Source organism: Streptomyces sp. NBC_00872 (assembly GCF_045161915.1).
Classification (GTDB): domain Bacteria; phylum Actinomycetota; class Actinomycetes; order Streptomycetales; family Streptomycetaceae; genus Streptomyces.
Genome location: NZ_CP108806.1, coordinates 4,528,910 through 4,546,622, shown reverse-complemented (window position 1 = coordinate 4,546,622; position 17,713 = coordinate 4,528,910). Strand labels below are relative to the sequence as shown.

14 protein-coding genes and 1 pseudogene are annotated in these 17,713 nt (G+C 70.7%); 9 read left to right on the top strand and 6 right to left on the bottom strand.

The genetic code is table 11. From position 1 onward, the window contains the following. The first annotated feature begins 283 nt into the window (after nt 1-283). On the top strand, nt 284-1,891 hold the full coding sequence (locus tag OG214_RS19385) for a protein kinase domain-containing protein (protein ID WP_405985452.1): 1,608 nt from the start codon (nt 284-286) through the stop codon (nt 1,889-1,891). 229 nt (nt 1,892-2,120) lie between these two features. Here the strand turns inward: OG214_RS19385 and OG214_RS19380 are convergent, their stop codons facing one another. The 3 genes from OG214_RS19380 to OG214_RS19370 all read right to left on the bottom strand — a co-directional run bounded on the left by OG214_RS19380 (nt 2,121) and on the right by OG214_RS19370 (nt 4,722). Next, nucleotides 2,121-3,185, bottom strand: coding sequence for a phosphotransferase (locus tag OG214_RS19380; protein WP_405985451.1), 1,065 nt, complete (start codon nt 3,183-3,185; stop codon nt 2,121-2,123). A 165-nt stretch (nt 3,186-3,350) separates the two neighbouring features. Then, a complete protein-coding gene (locus OG214_RS19375) occupies nt 3,351-3,767 on the bottom strand; it encodes a pyridoxamine 5'-phosphate oxidase family protein (protein WP_363079016.1) in 417 nt (138 codons plus the stop codon). A gap of 295 nt (nt 3,768-4,062) precedes the next feature. Then, on the bottom strand, nt 4,063-4,722 hold the full coding sequence (locus tag OG214_RS19370; RefSeq protein ID WP_363079061.1) for a response regulator transcription factor: 660 nt from the start codon (nt 4,720-4,722) through the stop codon (nt 4,063-4,065). A gap of 324 nt (nt 4,723-5,046) precedes the next feature. On the opposite strand from OG214_RS19370, the pseudogene pdhA reads away from it, so the two are divergent. The 3 genes and pseudogenes from pdhA to OG214_RS19355 all read left to right on the top strand — a co-directional run. Further along, nucleotides 5,047-6,198 (top strand): annotated as a pseudogene (pdhA, locus tag OG214_RS19365) (pyruvate dehydrogenase (acetyl-transferring) E1 component subunit alpha); the annotation flags it as partial. Nucleotides 6,199-6,302: 104 nt separating this feature from the next. After that, nucleotides 6,303-7,283 carry an alpha-ketoacid dehydrogenase subunit beta gene (locus tag OG214_RS19360; RefSeq protein ID WP_363079018.1) on the top strand — a complete coding sequence of 327 codons (981 nt, stop codon included), beginning with the start codon at nt 6,303-6,305 and terminating at the stop codon, nt 7,281-7,283. Nucleotides 7,284-7,297: 14 nt separating this feature from the next. Continuing rightward, the gene (locus OG214_RS19355) at nt 7,298-8,782 is read left to right on the top strand and encodes a dihydrolipoamide acetyltransferase family protein (RefSeq protein ID WP_405985450.1); all 1,485 of its coding nucleotides are present in this window, start codon (nt 7,298-7,300) and stop codon (nt 8,780-8,782) included. Nucleotides 8,783-8,958: 176 nt separating this feature from the next. On the opposite strand, the gene OG214_RS19350 is transcribed toward OG214_RS19355, so the two are convergent. After that, nucleotides 8,959-10,236: a twin-arginine translocation signal domain-containing protein gene (locus tag OG214_RS19350; protein WP_405985449.1), complete on the bottom strand. Its 1,278-nt coding sequence runs from the start codon at nt 10,234-10,236 to the stop codon at nt 8,959-8,961. Nucleotides 10,237-10,503: 267 nt separating this feature from the next. Between OG214_RS19350 and OG214_RS19345 the strand changes: the two genes are divergently transcribed. The 4 genes from OG214_RS19345 (at nt 10,504) to OG214_RS19330 (ending at nt 13,842) form a co-directional block, all read left to right on the top strand. Next, nucleotides 10,504-10,638, top strand: coding sequence for an albusnodin family lasso peptide (locus tag OG214_RS19345; RefSeq protein WP_382850561.1), 135 nt, complete (start codon nt 10,504-10,506; stop codon nt 10,636-10,638). A 70-nt stretch (nt 10,639-10,708) separates the two neighbouring features. Beyond that, nucleotides 10,709-12,553, top strand: a complete 1,845-nt coding sequence (locus OG214_RS19340) for an albusnodin/ikarugamycin family macrolactam cyclase (protein WP_405985448.1) — start codon at nt 10,709-10,711, stop codon at nt 12,551-12,553. Beyond that, nucleotides 12,546-13,280, top strand: a complete 735-nt coding sequence (locus OG214_RS19335) for a lasso peptide biosynthesis B2 protein (protein WP_383035870.1) — start codon at nt 12,546-12,548, stop codon at nt 13,278-13,280. The genes OG214_RS19340 and OG214_RS19335 overlap by 8 nt, the downstream gene beginning before the upstream one ends. A gap of 4 nt (nt 13,281-13,284) precedes the next feature. After that, entirely contained in the window at nt 13,285-13,842 is a 558-nt protein-coding gene (locus OG214_RS19330; protein WP_405987548.1) for a GNAT family N-acetyltransferase, read from the top strand. A 73-nt stretch (nt 13,843-13,915) separates the two neighbouring features. Here the strand turns inward: OG214_RS19330 and OG214_RS19325 are convergent, their stop codons facing one another. Beyond that, nucleotides 13,916-15,397 (bottom strand): MFS transporter, encoded by a 1,482-nt coding sequence (locus tag OG214_RS19325; RefSeq protein ID WP_405985447.1) that lies wholly within the window; start codon nt 15,395-15,397, stop codon nt 13,916-13,918. Nucleotides 15,398-15,779: 382 nt separating this feature from the next. Continuing rightward, nucleotides 15,780-16,712, bottom strand: a complete 933-nt coding sequence (locus OG214_RS19320; protein ID WP_405985446.1) for an SDR family oxidoreductase — start codon at nt 16,710-16,712, stop codon at nt 15,780-15,782. Between the two features lie 183 nt (nt 16,713-16,895). Here OG214_RS19320 and OG214_RS19315 point away from each other — a divergent pair, with 183 nt between their 5' ends. After that, nucleotides 16,896-17,576, top strand: a complete 681-nt coding sequence (locus OG214_RS19315) for a TetR/AcrR family transcriptional regulator (protein WP_383035877.1) — start codon at nt 16,896-16,898, stop codon at nt 17,574-17,576. The last annotated feature ends 137 nt before the right edge of the window (nt 17,577-17,713 follow it).

Genomic DNA, 17,713 nt, shown 5'->3' with positions numbered 1-17,713 from the left:
GGAGACACGTCAAGCCGGGTGCCCGTTCCGTGACCGTACGCACAACAAGCGTCTCGGAAGCGTTACCGGAAATGGGTGGAACAAGGATGGAATTTGCGTGGGTATCGCGTGGCCCGGTTTCATGGCCGGTCCACCGTGGACCGGCGTGTCATACGGAGGCTGTAGCGTGATGTGGCATAGCCACCCCTGAGACACCCACCCCCGAGAAACACCCTGAGAAACACAGGCATACCGCGGACCGCGCACGTGGTCGTGAAGCGGACAGAAACGACGGCGAGGACTGATGGCACCCGAACCCGAAGCAGGCGGCGGAGTGTCGGATGCCGCGGACTCCTGGGGCGATGGCGGCCTGGTCGGAGGGCTGGTCGGCGACGGCCGCTACCGGATGACCCACCGTCTCGGCCGTGGCGGCATGGCCGAGGTGTTCGCGGCGGAGGACGTACGGCTCGGGCGCACCGTGGCCGTCAAGCTGCTCCGCGCCGATCTCGCGGAGGACCCGGTCTCCAAGGCCCGGTTCACCCGTGAGGCGCAGTCGGTCGCCGGGCTGAACCACCACGCGGTGGTGGCGGTGTACGACTCCGGCGAGGACACGGTCAACGGACAGACCGTGCCGTACATCGTGATGGAGCTGGTCGAGGGCCGCACCATCCGCGATCTGCTGGTCAGCGCCGAGGCCCCGCCGCCCGAGCAGGCGCTGATCATCGTCTCCGGAGTGCTGGAGGCGCTCGCCTACTCGCACCAGCACGGCATCGTGCACCGCGACATCAAGCCGGCCAATGTGATCATCACCGACGCCGGCGCGGTGAAGGTGATGGACTTCGGCATCGCGCGCGCCCTGCACGGCGCGCAGTCGACGATGACCCAGACCGGCATGGTCATGGGCACCCCGCAGTACCTCTCCCCCGAGCAGGCGCTCGGCAAGGCCGTCGACCACCGCAGCGATCTGTACGCCACGGGCTGCCTGCTCTACGAACTCCTCGCGCTGCGGCCCCCGTTCACCGGTGAGACCCCGCTCTCCGTCGTCTATCAGCATGTCCAGGACATCCCGGTGCCGCCCTCCGAGGTCTCGGACGCGGCGCCGCCGGAGCTGGACGGCCTGGTGATGCGCTCGCTCGCGAAGGAGCCGGACGACCGGTTCCAGAGCGCCGAGGAGATGCGCGGGCTGGTCCAGTACGGCTTGCAGATGCTCCAGCAGCAGGGGAGCCACACGGGCACCTGGAACACCGGCGCGTTCGACGCGCACATCGGCGGCAGCACCCCGGCGATGGGCATGGCCGCGACGACCGCGATGGGGCACCCGCCGCACGGCGACACCTCGCAGAGCCCGATCCTGCCGCCGATGAATCCGCACGACGGCGGGTATGACGGCGGGCACCACGGCGGGGGCGGCCGGGGCAAGATGTGGCTCTTCGTCGCGCTCGCGGTGATCGCGATCGTGGCGGGGGTGGCCTATGCCGTCAACGGCATGAGCGACACGGGCAATGGGACCAAGTCGGACAAGACCACGACCACCCCGACCCAGGAGACACCGAGCGACGAGGGTCCCACGCCGTCGGACGAGCCGAGCGAGACCCAGGAGACGGACGACTCGTCGGGTGGCGGCGATGGGTCGAACTGGCCGGTGCCCGAGGAGCCGAAGCCCAGTCTGACCCCGTCCGACAAGCCGACGGACACCCCGTCGAGCAGCGATACGGGTACGACGGACGGTGGCGGCGGCACGAGCGACGGCGGGACGACCGGCGAACCGCCGTCCGAGCCGGCTCAGTCCCCGCCGCCGGAGGGCGGCGACGGAGAGCCGGGTGGCGGGACGCCGGGCGGCGGCGGGACCCCGGGCGGTACCGACACCGGAGCGGACAGCGGCGGTCCGCTCGGCGCCACCACCGGCGGCTGAGGCACCCGTAGCTGAGGCACTGTCAGCTGAGGCAGCGACGGCTGAGGCGCACCGGTTGAGACACCGGTAGCTGAGGCAGGACGGGCCGAGGCACCTGTAGTTGAGACGCTGTCAGCTGAGGCGCCATCAACGGCTGATCACTCTTCCGGGGCGCCCCGGGATCCCGGCCCCGGGGTCCCGGGGCGCCCCGCGTCGCGTCCGCCGGTCCCGGGGCGGGCGGGGCGGGGCGTCATTCCGCGAAGGCCTCGCAGACCGCGTCGTACTCCCTCGTCCACCACACCGCGAGGGCCGACACCGCCGCGAACAGCGGGTCGGCCCTCCGGTCGTCGAGCTGATAGCGCCAGCGCAGCACCCAGAAGTCGTTGAGCCGTTCCCACCACACCCGGTGGACGGCAGCGGCCAGTTCGGAGGCGGCGGCTCCGGCCGCGCGGCGGTAGGCGCGCGCGTAGGCACGTACCTTCGGCAGCTCCAGCTCGCCCGTCGGCCGTACGAAGAAGATCGCCGCGGCCCTTACGGCCTCCTCGGCCCGTGGCTGTACGCCGAGCCGGTCCCAGTCGACGATCGCGGCCGGCTCCTCGCCCCGGTAGAGCACATTCAGCGGATGGAAGTCGCCGTGCACCCAGCCCGTGGCCGGTTCGGCTCCCGGGCGCGGACGGCGGTGGGCATGACGTTCCAGCAGGTCGCGGCGTTCGACGAGACGGTGCTCGGCGAGGGCGTCGAAGGTGTCCCGGGGGGTACGGCCACGGGCCAGCGCCAGCAGTTCGTCGATCAGCTCGAAGGTGTCGGCGGGGTCCGGGCTGTCGTAGAGGCTGTCGTACGCGAGCGGCGCCGGGTCCGGCTCCATCACCCGCTCCAGACAGGTGTGCACACGGCCGAGGAGCCCGCCGAGGTGCCGTGATTCGTCGGCCGTGAGCTGGGTGCCGTCGCGATGGCGCCCCTCGACCCAGGGGTGCAGGGCGTAGCAGCGGCCCTTGATGACCGAGACGGTGTCGCCGTCGGCGTTCTCGACGGGCGGCGCGACGGGCACGCCGAGCGCCTGGAGCCGCTGGGTGGCGCGGTGCTGGCGGGTGATGGCCGGGTGATCGCCGTCGAGATGGTGCTTGAGGAAGTAGGAGCCGTGCGTGGTGCGGACCCGGTAGCCGTGGTTGAGCAGCCCTTGGGCGACGGGTTCGCAGGACAGCGGCTCGCCCGTGTTCCGGTAGCGGCGGAGCAGCGCACGGACGGGGGGAGCGGTGTCTCCGGCGCGGGCGCCCGGGATCGCGGGAGCCGGAGGTAACGCGGGGCTTACGGGCACTGCGGGCACTGCGGGGCTTACGGGGATTGCGGGGATTGCGGGGCTTACGGGGATTGCGGGAACAGGGCTTGCATGGCTGGCACGAGCGGCAACGGGCTGAGGGATGACAACGGTCGCAGCAGGCGCAGCGATTTCATATGAGCGCGGCACTTGTCAGATGTTAGATCACGCAGCGTGTTGGCTATGTCGCTCTCGGGAGTAGTCGAGCGTATGTACGGTGACAAACTGCGGTACAAGCCGCATATACACCGGATCGAACGGTTCTCCGTCCACCCGGTGCGGGCCCCCGCCGAACAGTTCCAGCTCCGGAGCCGTCGGCTGGATGATCTCGGCCGTACCGGTGAACTGCACCGACCAGCGGTCCGGCTCGTCGCTGCTGAAGTTGTCCGCGCCGTACGCCACCACTCCGCCGCCGCAGGCCCGGTGGTAGCCGTGACCGGCGTGCATACGCAGCAGGACCGAGTTGCCCGTCACCACATGGCGAGCGGGGGCCACGAACGGCATGGCCCGCATACTCGTCGCGACGCGTCCGTACGACACGCGGTTGAGCAGCTCTATGGCGCGGATTTCCTCGGTGGACATGTTGTCCACTCTCCGTCACGGAACTGCCTCGTCAACAGAGGACGCGGCCCTTCAACCGAGGGACGTTGGTCCCGGTTGGGACAGGGTCCGACGCGGTAACCCCCACCGGACGGGCGACCCCGTCGCCCCGCCGGCCCCGTCGTACGGCCGGCCCCGTCGTACGGCCGGCCCCGTCGTACGGCCGGCCCCGTCGTACGGCCGGCCCCGTCGTACGGCCGACCCCGTCGTACGGCCAGCCCCGTCTCGCGGGCGACCCCGCCGCACCGCAGGCCCCGCACCGCCGGCTCTGTTCGGCTCAGTTCTTCTCGGCCTGGAGGCGCGCCACATACGCCGCCGCCTGCGACCGCCGCTCCATCCCCAGCTTGGAGAGCAGGCTGGAGACATAGTTCTTGATCGTCTTCTCGGCGAGGTGCAGCCGTTCCCCGATCGCGCGGTTCGTCATGCCCTCGCCTATCAGATCCAGGATCCTGCGTTCCTGGTCGGTGAGCGAGGCCAGCTTGTCGTCGCCCTTGGGGCCGCTGCCGTTGCGCAGCCGCTCCAGCACCCGGGCCGTGGCCACCGGGTCGAGCAGCGAGCGCCCCGCCGCCACGTCCCGTACGGCCGTCAGCAGCTCGTTCCCGCGTATCGCCTTGAGTACATAACCCGAGGCCCCGGCCATGATCGCGTCGAACAGCGCCTCGTCGTCGGCGAACGAGGTGAGCATCAGGCACTTGATGCTCTCGTCCCGCGAGCGGACCTCGCGGCAGACCTCCACCCCACTGCCGTCCGGCAGCCGTACGTCCAGCACGGCCACATCCGGGCGCGTCGCCGGGATCCTGGCCATGGCGTCCGCCGCCGTGCCCGCTTCCCCTACGACCTCTATGTCGTCCTCGACGGAGAGAAGTTCGTAGACCCCTCGGCGGACGACTTCATGGTCATCAACGAGAAATACAGTGATTTTTCCTTCTTGGTGCACAGAATTCAGTCTCACACACTCACCCCTTCCCTGCCGCAGATCAGCGGGATAACGTGCCGTTGTTCCGGCGGCCTGCAAGGCTGTGACCAGTGGTTGTTCCAGACTTTGTCGATTTACTTGGAAATCCAAGCAAAATTGCAGGTCAGATGGGGTTTCGCAGTAATGCGGCCCACTGGGTAACGTGCCTGTGACAGAGCGCTCGCCGGGGCACCTGTCACGCCTGTCCCGACCGCGTCGCACCCACCCCGTGCCCGTGGCGGGTCCAGGCGAGCCGCACTGGTTCCCGGCGGATCCCGGGGGCCGGACAGACGGAGGAGCACGCACGTGACCGTGGAGAGCACTGCCGCGCGCAAACCGCGACGCAGCAGCGGCACCAAGCGCGCCAGCGCGAAGAGGACGCCGCAGCCACAGAGTTCCGAGCCCCCGCTCGTACAGCTGCTCAGCCCCGAGGGCGAGCGCGTCGAGCACCCGGACTACCAGATCGACCTGACCCCGGACGAGCTGCGCGGGCTGTACCGGGACATGGTCCTGACCCGCCGTTTCGACGCGGAGGCCACGGCGCTCCAGCGCCAGGGCGAGCTGGGACTGTGGGCATCACTGCTGGGCCAGGAGGCCGCGCAGATCGGGTCGGGCCGCGCGCTGCGCGACGACGACTATGTCTTCCCGACCTACCGTGAGCACGGTGTCGCCTGGTGCCGGGGGGTCGACCCCACCAATCTGCTGGGCATGTTCCGCGGTGTGAACCACGGCGGCTGGGACCCCAGCACCAACAATTTCCATCTCTACACGATCGTGATCGGCGCGCAGACGCTGCACGCCACGGGCTATGCCATGGGCGTCGCCAAGGACGGCGCGGACTCCGCCGTGATCGCCTACTTCGGGGACGGCGCCTCCAGCCAGGGCGATGTCGCCGAGTCGTTCACCTTCTCCGCGGTCTACAACGCGCCGGTCGTGTTCTTCTGCCAGAACAACCAGTGGGCGATCTCCGAGCCGACCGAGAAGCAGACCCGGGTGCCGCTCTACCAGCGCGCGCAGGGCTACGGCTTCCCGGGCGTCCGGGTCGACGGCAATGACGTACTCGCCTGTCTGGCCGTGACCCGCTCCGCGCTGGAGCGGGCCCGCCGGGGCGAGGGGCCCACGCTGGTCGAGGCCTTCACGTACCGCATGGGCGCTCACACCACCTCCGACGACCCGACCAAGTACCGCGCGGACGAGGAGCGCGAGGCCTGGGAGGCCAAGGACCCGATCCTGCGGCTGCGCCGGTATCTGGAGGGGGAGGGCCAGGCGGACGAGGCGTTCTTCACGGCCCTGGACGAGGAGAGCGAGACGCTCGGGAAGCGGGTACGAGAAGCGGTACGGGCGATGCCCGACCCGGACCCCATGGCGATCTTCGACCATGTCTACGCCGACGGGCACACGCTGGTCGACGAGGAGCGTGCGCAGTTCGCCGCGTACCAGGCGTCGTTCGTGGACGCCGACCCGGCCGCCGACGCCGCGATCGCCGCGGCGGGTGTCACCGGTGCCGCGGGTGTCACGGGTGCCGCGGGTGCCGCGGGTGTTCGAGAAGGGGGTCGCTGATCATGGCCGTACAGAAGCTTCCGATCGCCAAGGCGATCAACGAGTCGCTCCGCAAAGCCCTCGACACCGACCCCAAGGTCCTGATCATGGGTGAGGACGTCGGCAAGCTCGGCGGTGTCTTCCGGGTCACGGACGGGCTCCAGAAGGACTTCGGCGAGGGCCGGGTCATCGACACCCCGCTCGCCGAGTCGGGCATCGTCGGCACGGCCATCGGTCTGGCACTGCGCGGTTACCGCCCGGTGGTGGAGATCCAGTTCGACGGTTTCGTGTTCCCCGCGTACGACCAGATCGTCACGCAGCTCGCGAAGATGCACGCCCGCGCGCTGGGCAAGATCAAGCTGCCCGTGGTGATCCGTATCCCGTACGGGGGCGGCATCGGCGCGGTCGAGCACCACAGCGAGTCGCCCGAGGCGCTCTTCGCGCATGTGGCGGGTCTGAAGATCGTCTCGCCGTCCACGGCGTCGGACGCGTACTGGATGATGCAGCAGGCCATCCAGACCGATGATCCGGTGATCTTCTTCGAGCCGAAGCGGCGCTACTGGGACAAGGGCGAGGTCAACACCGAGGCCATCCCGGGCCCGCTGCACGGGGCGCGGGTGGCGCGTGAGGGCTCGGATCTCACGCTCGCGGCGTACGGTCCGATGGTGAAGGTCTGTCTCGAAGCCGCCGCGGCGGCCGAGGAGGAGGGCAAGTCGCTGGAGATCGTCGATCTCCGCTCGATGTCCCCGATCGACTTCGACACGATCCAGACGTCGGTGGAGAAGACGCGCCGGCTGGTCGTGGTGCACGAGGCGCCCGTCTTCTACGGCTCGGGAGCGGAGATCGCCGCCCGGATCACGGAGCGGTGCTTCTACCATCTTGAAGCACCGGTGCTGCGGGTCGGCGGCTATCACGCGCCGTATCCGCCGGCCCGGCTGGAGGACGAGTACCTCCCGGGCCTGGACCGGGTGCTCGACGCCGTCGACCGCTCGCTCGCGTACTGAGGAGTGCCGTGACCATGACTGCTGATACTTCCACCGGCCCATCGGCTGCCGGCGCCCCGGACCGCTACCGCGAGTTCAGGATGCCCGATGTGGGCGAGGGCCTGACCGAGGCCGAGATCCTCAAGTGGTACGTACAGCCGGGCGACGCGGTGACCGACGGCCAGGTGGTGTGCGAGGTCGAGACGGCGAAGGCGGCCGTCGAACTGCCCATTCCGTACGACGGGGTGGTGCACGAGCTGCGTTTCGAGGAGGGCACGACGGTCGATGTCGGCGTGTCCATCATCACGGTGGACGTGGCGCCGGGGAGCGGTGAGCCCGCTCCGGCGGCGGCGCCCGAGCCGTCGCCGCCCGCGGCTGTGACGGCTGCCCCGGCCGCTACGCCCGCTACGGCCGCTACGGAGCCGACGGGCCGTCAGCCGGTGCTGGTCGGCTACGGAGTGGCCGAGTCGTCGACGAAGCGCCGCCCGCGCAGGGGTGCTTCCGTACCGGGGCAGACCACGGGAGGCGCGGCCGCCGCGGCGGTCCAGGCGGAGCTGAACGGCCGTGCGACACCGGTCGTGGGCGCGCCCGCCGCCGGACGGCCGCTGGCCAAACCGCCCGTGCGCAAGCTCGCCAAGGATCTCGGAGTGGATCTGGCGACGGTCACGCCGTCGGGCCAGGACGGGATCATCACCCGCGAGGACGTGTACGCGGCGATCGCGCCGACGGAGCTGGTGGGCGAACCGCTGGCGCCGACGGCACCGGCTGTGGCACCGGCGCCGACGGTGGTACCGGCACCCGTGGCACCGGCCGGCACCGGCCGGGAGACCCGTATCCCCATCAAGGGCGTACGGAAGGCCACGGCGGCGGCCATGGTGGGCAGCGCGTTCACCGCGCCGCATGTCACGGAGTTCGTCACCGTCGACGTGACCCGCACGATGAAGCTGGTCGAGGAGCTGAAGTCCGACAAGGACATGGCCGGACTGCGGGTCAATCCGCTGCTCCTCATCGCCAAGGCGCTGCTGGTCGCCATCAAGCGCAACCCCGAGGTCAACGCCGCCTGGGACGAGGCCAACCAGGAGATCGTGGTCAAGCACTACGTCAACCTGGGTATCGCGGCCGCCACCCCGCGCGGACTGATCGTGCCGAACGTCAAGGACGCGCACGACAAGACCCTGCCCCAACTGGCCGTGGCGCTGGGCGAACTGGTCTCCACGGCCCGTGAGGGCAGGACCACGCCGGTGGCCATGCAGGGCGGCACGGTGACCATCACCAATGTCGGCGTCTTCGGCGTCGACACGGGCACGCCCATCCTCAACCCGGGCGAGTCCGCGATCCTGGCGATCGGCGCGATCAAGCTCCAGCCCTGGGTCCACAAGGGCAAGGTCAAGCCCCGCCAGGTCACCACCCTCGCGCTCTCCTTCGACCACCGCCTGATCGACGGCGAACTGGGCTCCAGGTTCCTCGCGGACACGGCGGCGATCCTGGAACAGCCGAAGCGCCTGATCACCTGGGCCTGACCCGCCCACCCCGCGACACCACCGTCCGGCCCCGAACCCCCCACCACGGGTTCCGGGGCCGGACCCGCGCGCGCAGTACGGGCCCCGGCCACAACCTCGTATGCACGGGGACCTCTGGGTCGACCAGGCAATCTGACGAGCCTGCCCAGCTCCGGAACTCGCCCGAAGGGCTCCGGCTAACGGCCTACGAGAACCTCGCCCAGCCGGGTACGGGCCGCACCGGAGAGTGCGTGGTGCAGGGCTTCGGCCCGGGATTGGACCAGTCCGCCTCGGTATGCCTCCGGCAGTCGCTGCCAGACGTCCACGGCCATGTCGGCTGCCGCCGTGGAGTCTCCGTCCGCTTGGAGGCAGGTTGCGGTGTCCATGGCAAGCAGGGCGCGGGTCATGACGGACTGGGAGCGGCTGAGAGCCAGGGAGGCTTCCTGCTCGGTGTACGCCTCAAGTGTCCTGCCCATGAGGGTGAACGCCTGGGAGAGATGGACGTGGTGCTTCTGCCGGGGATAGCCGAACCAGGTGTCGGCCGACTGCGCGGTGTCGAGGTTCTCGGCGATGCCGCGCGCGTCGGCCACGGCCCGGAGCGCGGCCTTGTGGTCACCAGCGGCGGCGAGTGCTCGCGCGGAGACCGCGGCGGCCAGCGCCGCGGCGGCGGTCGGCGTCCGGCCGGCTTCGACACGGGCCCGGGTGGCCAGCGCGGCGGCGGCATCTGGCGCCCCATAGTTGAGGGGGACCATCGCGTGCCGGGCCAGGACCCAGGCGAGCATGTGACGGTCACCGGACTCGCGGGCCGCTCGTGCGGCGGTGGTGAACCAGCCGTGGGAGTCGCGCTGGTCGCCTCTGTCGTGCTGGATGATCGCGACCAGGCCGGTGATTCCGGCGGTGGTACGGGCCAGTGCCGCGCGGGCGTCGGCGGGGTGAGGGCGGCCGAGGACCTCGCGCAGGAGATTCAGGTCGTCGCGCATTCGTGCGAGCACAGCGCTCGGCGGACGCCCCTGGTAGCCGCTCCGATGGCGCTCGAACGCCTCATTGAGGTAGGCGAGGTCACCGGCGTCGGAACCGGACAGCCCGACGTCGATGCCTCGACGTGCTTCCGCGATACCGGGCAGAGCGACGCTCCCTGTCGCCAGCCCCGCCGCGCCCAGAAACTTCCTTCGGTTCACCGCCGTACCCTCCTCTCCCTCATCGCCGGCCGCCCGGCGCTCAAGCCTGCGTCGGCGCCTGGAAGCCGCTACTGCCCGGACGATCTCTTCCACCGGCCGCCCGTATCCGTCTGCCAGCAGTTGGTGCCACCTCGGGACGGGCAGACGCCGTTCGGTCTCCCAGCGTTTCAAGTTCTCCGGGTCGAACCACTTGCCGTCCTGGGCCTTCTGCAAGACCAAGGCCTGTTCCTCGCGGGTGAGATCTGCCGCCTCGCGAAGTCCTCTCAGCATGGCGCCGATGCCATCTGGTGCCATCATGCCCGCCCCCCAAGCGTCTGACCGTCCACTGTCCGATCCTGGCACCCCTGGGCGGCCCCGCACGGAAAACGCACCCGCTTGCGGCACCAGAGATGGCGTATCGGGGGCGAGTTGACTGTGCACGTGCATGCGGGCGATCGGACGACATCGCATTCTTCCCACCGTGCGGTACCCCCATGCTCCGCGTCTCCGGCTGCTCCGCGTCTCCGGCCCGACCGGTCCTCGGACAGCCCCTTCCGCAGTCTTGTTCTGGAGAGAGGAATCACCATGAACGACGGGAACCGTACGGAAACCAGCGGCGAGGACGAACTGCTGCCGGTGGAACTCGGCGATGTCGTCGAGCTGACCGAAGGCCAAGGCCGCGGGCAGAGCGAGGACAAGCGCCGCGCCTACAACTGCTGACGTCCCCGGTGCCCGGCCTCGGGAACCCGGTGCCGGGCACCGTACTCAACGTGTTCCCCAGGGAGACCTCATGACCTTCGGTGGTTTCAGCAGCACCGGGGACGACTGCCCTCGACCTGAAGGTGCCGTGCCCATCAGTGCCGGATCCTCCGTCTGGAGGCTCGGCGACGCTCCGGCTCGTTCCGCCACGGCACGCGGCGGGTACCGGCGTGTCCTGCTTCTGGGCTGGTGCGGTGCCACGCCCGCCGAACTGCGCCGCCTGGCCGATACCGCGCTGCCGGCCGACATCGCCTGGCGGTGGCCCGGTGCGTACACAGTTGTCGAAGAGACCCCGGCCGGAGTGGTACTGCACACGGATCCCGCCGCCGCTCTGCCCCTCTACGCGACCGCCTGGCGGGACGGTTGGGCCTGGTCCACCTCCGCCCGCGTGCTCGCCCGTCTCATCTCGGCGCCCGTGGACGCCCGGCGGCTCGTCTGCTCCATCCTCACGCCGTCGGTACCGGCGGTGGCAGACCGGCGCACCTTCTTCGACGCTGTGGAGCAACTGGCACCGGGCAGCCGGATCGAACTGCCTGTTGACGGCGGCAGCCCGCGGTGCACTGTCCGATGGCGTCCTGATCCTGTTCCCGGCCCCCCGCACCATCGCCTTCGAGAAGTTCTGTCGGCGGCGGTGACCCTGCGGACGGAAGCCGGCCACGACGTGTCCTGTGACCTGTCCGGCGGCCTGGACTCCACCACGGTCGCGGTCCTCGCCGCGACGTCCCTGCCGGGTGAGCGCCGCCTCGACGCCGTCACCGTCCATCCCGAAGGTGACGAGAGCGGAGCGGATCTCCACTACGCCCGGCTCGCGTCCGCCGCGTATCCGGACCGCATCGCCCACCATCTCCTCCCGCTGGCCGCCGAGCATCTGCCCTACACCCGGATCACCGCCGTACCGGCCACCGACGAACCCGCCCCCTCGACCCTCACCCATGCCCGGCTGACGGGTCAGTTCCGCTGGATGCGCCGGCGTCTCGGCAGCCGGACCCATCTGACCGGCGACGGCGGTGACAGCGTCCTGTTCCAGCCGCCCGCCCACCTCGCCGATCTCGTCCGCCACGGCGAATGGCCCCGGGCGGTGCGTGAGGCCTTCGGCTGGGCCCGTCTACGCCACTGCCCGGTCGCACCGCTCCTGCGCGATGCCGCGGCCATGGCCCGGATCAGCCGCCAGGATGCCCTGACCGATCTCGCCGTATCACTCGCCGATCTCGCCGACACCCCGGCCTCCCGGGTCCGGCCCACCGCCGACCGCGGCGATGTCCGCTGGTTCACGCTCCTGCCGATGCCTGACTGGGCCGATCCCGCGGCCCTGCGGCTTCTGGCCGACGCTGCCGGCGGGGCGGCCGACACAGAAGACACCCTGACCGGTCTGGACGCCTCGGTCCGGATCCTCGTGGACGAGGTACGCGAGGTCGCCCGTACCGCCGTCTCCGATGTCGGGCTTGCCGCCACCTGCGGCATCGAACTGCACAATCCCTTTCTCGACCCGCGCGTGATGGACACGGTTCTGCGGACCCCGATCGAACACCGTCCACCGGTCCACGGATACAAACCGCTCCTCGGCCGTGCGATGCGGCACCTGCTGCCGCCCGCGGTCGCCGGCCGTACCACGAAAGGCAGCTTCGACGCCGATCACTACGCGGGACTGCGCGTCAATCTGCCCGAACTCCTCAGTCTTGCGGACGGTCACCTCGCCCACCTCGGGCTCATCGACCCGGGCCGGATGCGTCGGCATCTGCGTGAGGCCGCCGCGGGCATCCCGATGCCGCTGGCGACGCTCGAACAGGCGCTGAGCGCCGAAGCGTGGCTACGTGCGCACCACGAGAACCCCGGACCGGTATGGAGCGATACGCCGACGAGGAGCACGCATGACTGATCTGCCCTGCTTCGCCACCTCCCCGAACCATGTCCGTGCCGTGGATTTCGGTCATGTCCTGGTCCTCATCGACTACCGGACCGGTCGCGCCCGGTGCCTCCTGCCCGCCGCCACAGCCCTGTGGCAGAGCGCCGCCCGCACCGGACGCCTGGACGTCATGGCTCCCGCGCTGGCCGCACGGCTGCTCGCCGACGGTCTGCTGGTGCCTACGCCGGGTCCGACGCCATGGCCCGCCCCGGTCACCGCCCGCTCCGCTCCCGCGAGTTGGGGAAGTGCAGAACACCCGGCCGGAATCAGCCGTCCTCCGCGTGCTCACCATCGGTCGGGCGTCGCCGCGGCTACCGCTTTGGCGTCCGTCCTCGCCGTCAGGAGGGCGGGACCCGCGGCGACGGCCATGCACCGCGTCATGGCAACGCTCGCAGCGGCCGCGTCAATCTGCCACCGCGCCGCCACCACTGCCCAGGTGAACGCGGCGGTCCTCGACGTTCGGCACATCGGCTGGTACTCCCCGGGCCGTACCGCCTGCTTGGAGGAGTCCGCCGCCGCCGTCCTGCTGCTGGCCTCACGGCGGCTCGCTGTCACGTGGTGCCATGGCGTCGCGCCCGACCCCGTACGTCTGCATGCCTGGGTACAGACTGTGGACGGTATTCCTGTCGGCGAACCGCGCTCGACGTTCGCCTGTACGCCAGTTCTCACCATCGGAGGCCGTCATCAGCGCCAGCCCTGACCCGATCCTGTGGATCGGCAACGAGATCTGTGCACTCGGCCCCTACCGTGCCGACCTGGTCGAGACCTACTGGCGCTGGGAGCAGGACCCGGCTCTTCTCGTCGGTTACGGACGCCAAGGACCCGAGTCCCTGGAAGCCCGTACCGAGGGCATGGTTCATCAACTCCGCGGTGACAACATCCGGTTCACCGTCTACGACCTGACGTCCGGGAGCCCGGTCCCGTCGGGTGTCACCACGCTCCTGCCCGATCACGCCGTACGGACCGCCGAATACGTGATCATGCTGGCTCCCGAGGCGCGGGGACACGGTCTCGGCACTCGGGCGACCCGGCTCACCCTCGACTACGCCTTCCACATCACCAATCTCCGGATGGTCTGGCTCAAGGTCCTCGCGCCGAACACGGCGGGTGTCCGCGCCTACCAGAAGGCCGGCTTCCGCACGGCGGGAACGCTCCGCGAGGCCGGATACTGGCTCGGGCAGGTCTGCGACGAGATCATCATGGACGCCCTCGCGAAGGACTGGGGCGGCCCCTCCGTCGTCGTGCCGCTGCTGCCCGAGTAGTCCCGTGGTCCCGGCGGCGCAGGTCCAGCACCGCTTCCAGCACCAGCTCCAGGGCCGGGTGAACGCGGTGGTGTTATTTCTTGCGGATCGCTGCCGCCAGGGCCGGGGAGTGGTATGCCGTCGAGCGGCCCGAGAGCCAGGACTCCAGGTCGGGGGGCTGGGGGCGGGCGCCGCCCAGGAGGTAGAGGACGACCAGGAGCAGCGCGCCGGTCACCGTGATCGCCAGCATGATCGTCACGGTGAGATGGAAGCCCCGCGCGAGCCCGGTCGTCAGGGCGGCGTGCAGCAGGACGGGGCCGACCAGGAACGCCGCCTCCGAGCGGAGCAGTTCGACCAGGGCGAAGGTCGGGCCGATCTGTGCCGACGGTACGGAGAAGCCCGCCAGGAACAGCCCCGGCGTCACGCCCGCGCCCGCGCCGAAGCCCAGGAAGAGCGCGGCGACGGGGACGACGGCCGACGCGTTCGAGGTGGACGCGGCCAGCAGCACGGCGGCGCCGATGGCCACGCCGACCGTCCCCGACAGTGCCAGATACGGTGTCCAGCGGGTCGCCACCAGCCGCCGGAACAGCACCGCCGCGACGAACACCCCGACGATCTGCGGTGTGACGAGCATGCCGACGCGCAGCGGCGAGTAGTGCGCCTCGTCGGTCAGGTAGGCCTCGGTCAGCTCCAGCAGAGTGGTGAAGCACGCCCCGACGAGCATCGCGTTGACCGTCCCGACGACCGGCAGCGTGTTGCTGATGGGCCGTACGGGCATCAGCGGATTGGCCTTCCTGTACTGACCCCCCACCAGAAAGAGCCCGCAGATCAGTCCGCAGACGACCGGCAGATAGAACTCGGGGTCAGCGAACGAGCCCCGCGTCAGCCAGGAGACCCCGAAGAACGGCAGCGCCGTGGTGCCGAACGCCAGCGGAATGGCCAGCCAGTCGAACCGCGCCCGGCGCGCCGGCGGCTCGTTGGCCTCGAACGACAGAGCGCCCACGGTCAGTCCGATCGCCGCCAGCGCGGCGAGCCCCGCGAACAGGGGCCGCCAGCCGCCCAGGCTGCCGACCAGCCCGCCCACCAGCGGCCCGAAGGCCACCATCCCGAACAGGCCGAGGCTGACCACGGCCGCCGTCGTCGCCAGTCTCCCGATCGGGTGACCCGTGACCAGCGGTGGCAGCGCGCAGACCAGCAGCATCCCCGTACAGAGCCCCTGGACGATCACCCCGGTCGCGAACAGCCCGATCCCCGGGGCACTGAGCGCCAGCACGGAACTCACCACGAAGCCGGCCTCGCAGATGAGATAGACATGTCGGCGCGCCACCCGCTGTACGAGATCCGCGGCGGCCACCGCGCCGAACGCGTACGCCGCGTTGGACATACCGCTGGTGAGCTGCAACTCGAACCGTGTCGCGCCGAGTTCCCGCAGAAGCCGCGGTTCGATCAGGGTCGTGGCCGTGGTGAGGATCAGAAACGGGCTCAGCGCCAGCAGCACGAGGGCGACGGCGGCGGGATAGCGCCCGGCCAGCGGGACCCGGTCGAACAGATGCGGTGGGGATGGGCTGGACCGCAAGGACGCCTCCGGGGCCGGGGTGGTGAGGGCCGCGAACCCGGTCGGACCCGGGCACCGGCGCCGGGCCGTCCCTGTCCCGTCTCTTGTGCCGTCCCTGGGGCCCTGGGGTGCGACGCCGTCCTCGTGGCGGGACGCTGTCCTCGTGGCGCGAGGCCCGAGGTCTCGCGACGCCCGAGGTCCCCCGGGCCGCCGCCTCAGCGTACGGCCGTACGCTCCGCCGCCCGGACTGACACGCCCGCCCCGCGTGGTCCGTACCGTCCCCCCGCGTGGTCCGTACCGTCCCCCCGCGTGGTCCGTACCGTCCCCCCGCGTGGTCCGTACCGTCCCCCCGCGTGGTCCGTACCGTCCCCCCGCGTGGTCCGTACCGCTCCCCCCTGCGCGGTTACGCGACCGTCGCGTGCGGGGCCACCCCCGTGAGCCGCTCCGACTCGGCCCACAGCCGCGCGTTGGCCGCGGTGTCCAGTGCCCTGCGGGTCGTACGGGCCGTTGCCGTGGGGCCGACCAGTCCGAACCGTCCGCTCGGACCGTAGTAACCGCCCGCCACCGCATCGGCGCTGGTCGCGGCGTACAGCAGCGGTTCCGTCCCCTGTTCCGGCGCCTGCGACGGCAGGAAGTTGAGGGCCGACAGCAGCCCCTGCCCGCGCGACGGCTTGTCGCGGCCGAGGTTCGGACCCGTCGTCTGGAGATTGGTGAGGGTGTAGCCCGGGTGCGCCCCGGTGCTCAGCAGCGGCCAGCCGCGCTCGGCGGCGATCACGGCGAGCTGCTGGGTGAGCATCAGATCCGCGAGCTTGGACTGCGCGTAGGAGAGGCTGGGGCTGTAGCGGCGGCGCTCCCACTGGAGGTCGTCGAAGTGGATCCGTCCGTAGTTGGCCGTGCCGCTGCTCATGGTGGCCACGCGCGGCGCCGGGGCGGCGAGCAGCAGCGGCAGCAGCCGTACGGTCAGCGCGAAGGGGCCGAGATAGTTGGTGCCCATCTGGAGCTCGAAGCCGTCGGCGGTCGTCATCCGGGTGGGCGGCGCCATCACCCCCGCGTTGTTGACCAGCAGGTCGAGCGGTGTGCCGTCGGCGATGAGCCCGTCCGCGAACTCCTTCACCGAGGCCAGGTCCGCCAGATCGATCCGGCGCACTTCGAGCTGGGCGTGCGGGTGCTCGGCGAGGATCTCGGCGCGGGCCTGCTCGCCCTTGGCGACGGTACGTACGCCCATGACGACACGCGCACCGGCGGCGCCGAGACGGCGTACGGCTTCCTTGCCGGTGCCGCTGTTGGCGCCGGTGACGACGGTGAGCTTCCCGGTCTGGTCGGGGACGACATACATGGTGGCTCCAGGGTGAGGTCAGTGAGGTCAGTGAGGTCAGTGAGGTCACTGAGGTCAGTGAGGTCAGGTGAGGGGAGGGGCGGGGCCGGGTCAGGGCTCCGAGTAGACCGGCGGTCTGTTGTCAGCGAAGCTATCAGACCGCTGGTTCGATAACAACAGACCGGGGGTCTGTAGTCTGGGGTCATGACCATGCCCTTCCAGCGCGCCCGCAGTGACGAGCAGCGCGCCGCGCGCAGACAGGCGATCCTCGACACGGCGACCGCGATGCTCGGTGAGATGTCCGTGGCGCAGGTGAGCCTCAATGAGCTGAGCCGGCGCGTCTGCCTCGCCAAATCCAATGTGCTGCGCTACTTCGAGTCCCGGGAGGCCGTGCTGCTCGAACTGCTCGATGTCGCCTCGCGCGAATGGCTGGAGCATCTGGACGGCGCGCTCCCCGCCCTGGTCGACGCCGCCGCCCCGCTCCCCGGGCGTGCCGACCGGCTCGCAGCCGCGCTCGCGGCCTCGCTGGCGGACCGTCCCGTCCTCTGCGACCTGGTCAGCGCGCAGGCCGCGGTGCTCGAACGCAATGTCTCCCCCCAGGTCGCCGCGGAGTACAAGCGCGCCGCGCTCGCGAACATCGGTGTCCTGGTCCGGCTCCTGCGCGTCCATCTGCCCGAACTGAGCGAGCCCGACGCGGTGCGGTTCGGCGGCGCGGTCATGCTGACGACCGGCGCGGTATGGACGCACACCCAGCCCTCGGCGGCGATGCTGGCCGCGTACGAGGCCGACCCCTCGCTCGCGACCATGCGGTTCGACTTCACCGAGACGCTGCGCGAGATGTTCGAGGTGCTGCTCACGGGCCTGCTGGTACGAGCCTCACGCTGACCCGCCGGCGGTGACATCGACCGCCGCCGCGCCCACGGTCGGCCGGTCCGGGCGCCCGGCCCGCGGTTCGCCCGCGTCGGCGTGAGCGCAGGCATGAGGGCCGGCGTGAGGGCCGGCGTGAGCGAAGGCGTGAGGGC

Excerpts from the sequence above, each read along its gene's own strand:
- OG214_RS19340 (WP_405985448.1), top strand. The coding sequence starts at position 10,709 with ATGACCTTCGGTGGTTTCAGCAGCACCGGGGACGACTGCCCTCGACCT.
- OG214_RS19350 (WP_405985449.1), bottom strand. The coding sequence starts at position 10,236 with ATGATGGCACCAGATGGCATCGGCGCCATGCTGAGAGGACTTCGCGAG.
- OG214_RS19385 (WP_405985452.1), top strand. The coding sequence starts at position 284 with ATGGCACCCGAACCCGAAGCAGGCGGCGGAGTGTCGGATGCCGCGGAC.
- OG214_RS19355 (WP_405985450.1), top strand. The coding sequence starts at position 7,298 with ATGACTGCTGATACTTCCACCGGCCCATCGGCTGCCGGCGCCCCGGAC.
- OG214_RS19375 (WP_363079016.1), bottom strand. The coding sequence starts at position 3,767 with ATGTCCACCGAGGAAATCCGCGCCATAGAGCTGCTCAACCGCGTGTCG.
- OG214_RS19345 (WP_382850561.1), top strand. The coding sequence starts at position 10,504 with ATGAACGACGGGAACCGTACGGAAACCAGCGGCGAGGACGAACTGCTG.
- OG214_RS19335 (WP_383035870.1), top strand. The coding sequence starts at position 12,546 with ATGACTGATCTGCCCTGCTTCGCCACCTCCCCGAACCATGTCCGTGCC.
- OG214_RS19320 (WP_405985446.1), bottom strand. The coding sequence starts at position 16,712 with ATGTATGTCGTCCCCGACCAGACCGGGAAGCTCACCGTCGTCACCGGC.
- OG214_RS19315 (WP_383035877.1), top strand. The coding sequence starts at position 16,896 with ATGACCATGCCCTTCCAGCGCGCCCGCAGTGACGAGCAGCGCGCCGCG.
- OG214_RS19360 (WP_363079018.1), top strand. The coding sequence starts at position 6,303 with ATGGCCGTACAGAAGCTTCCGATCGCCAAGGCGATCAACGAGTCGCTC.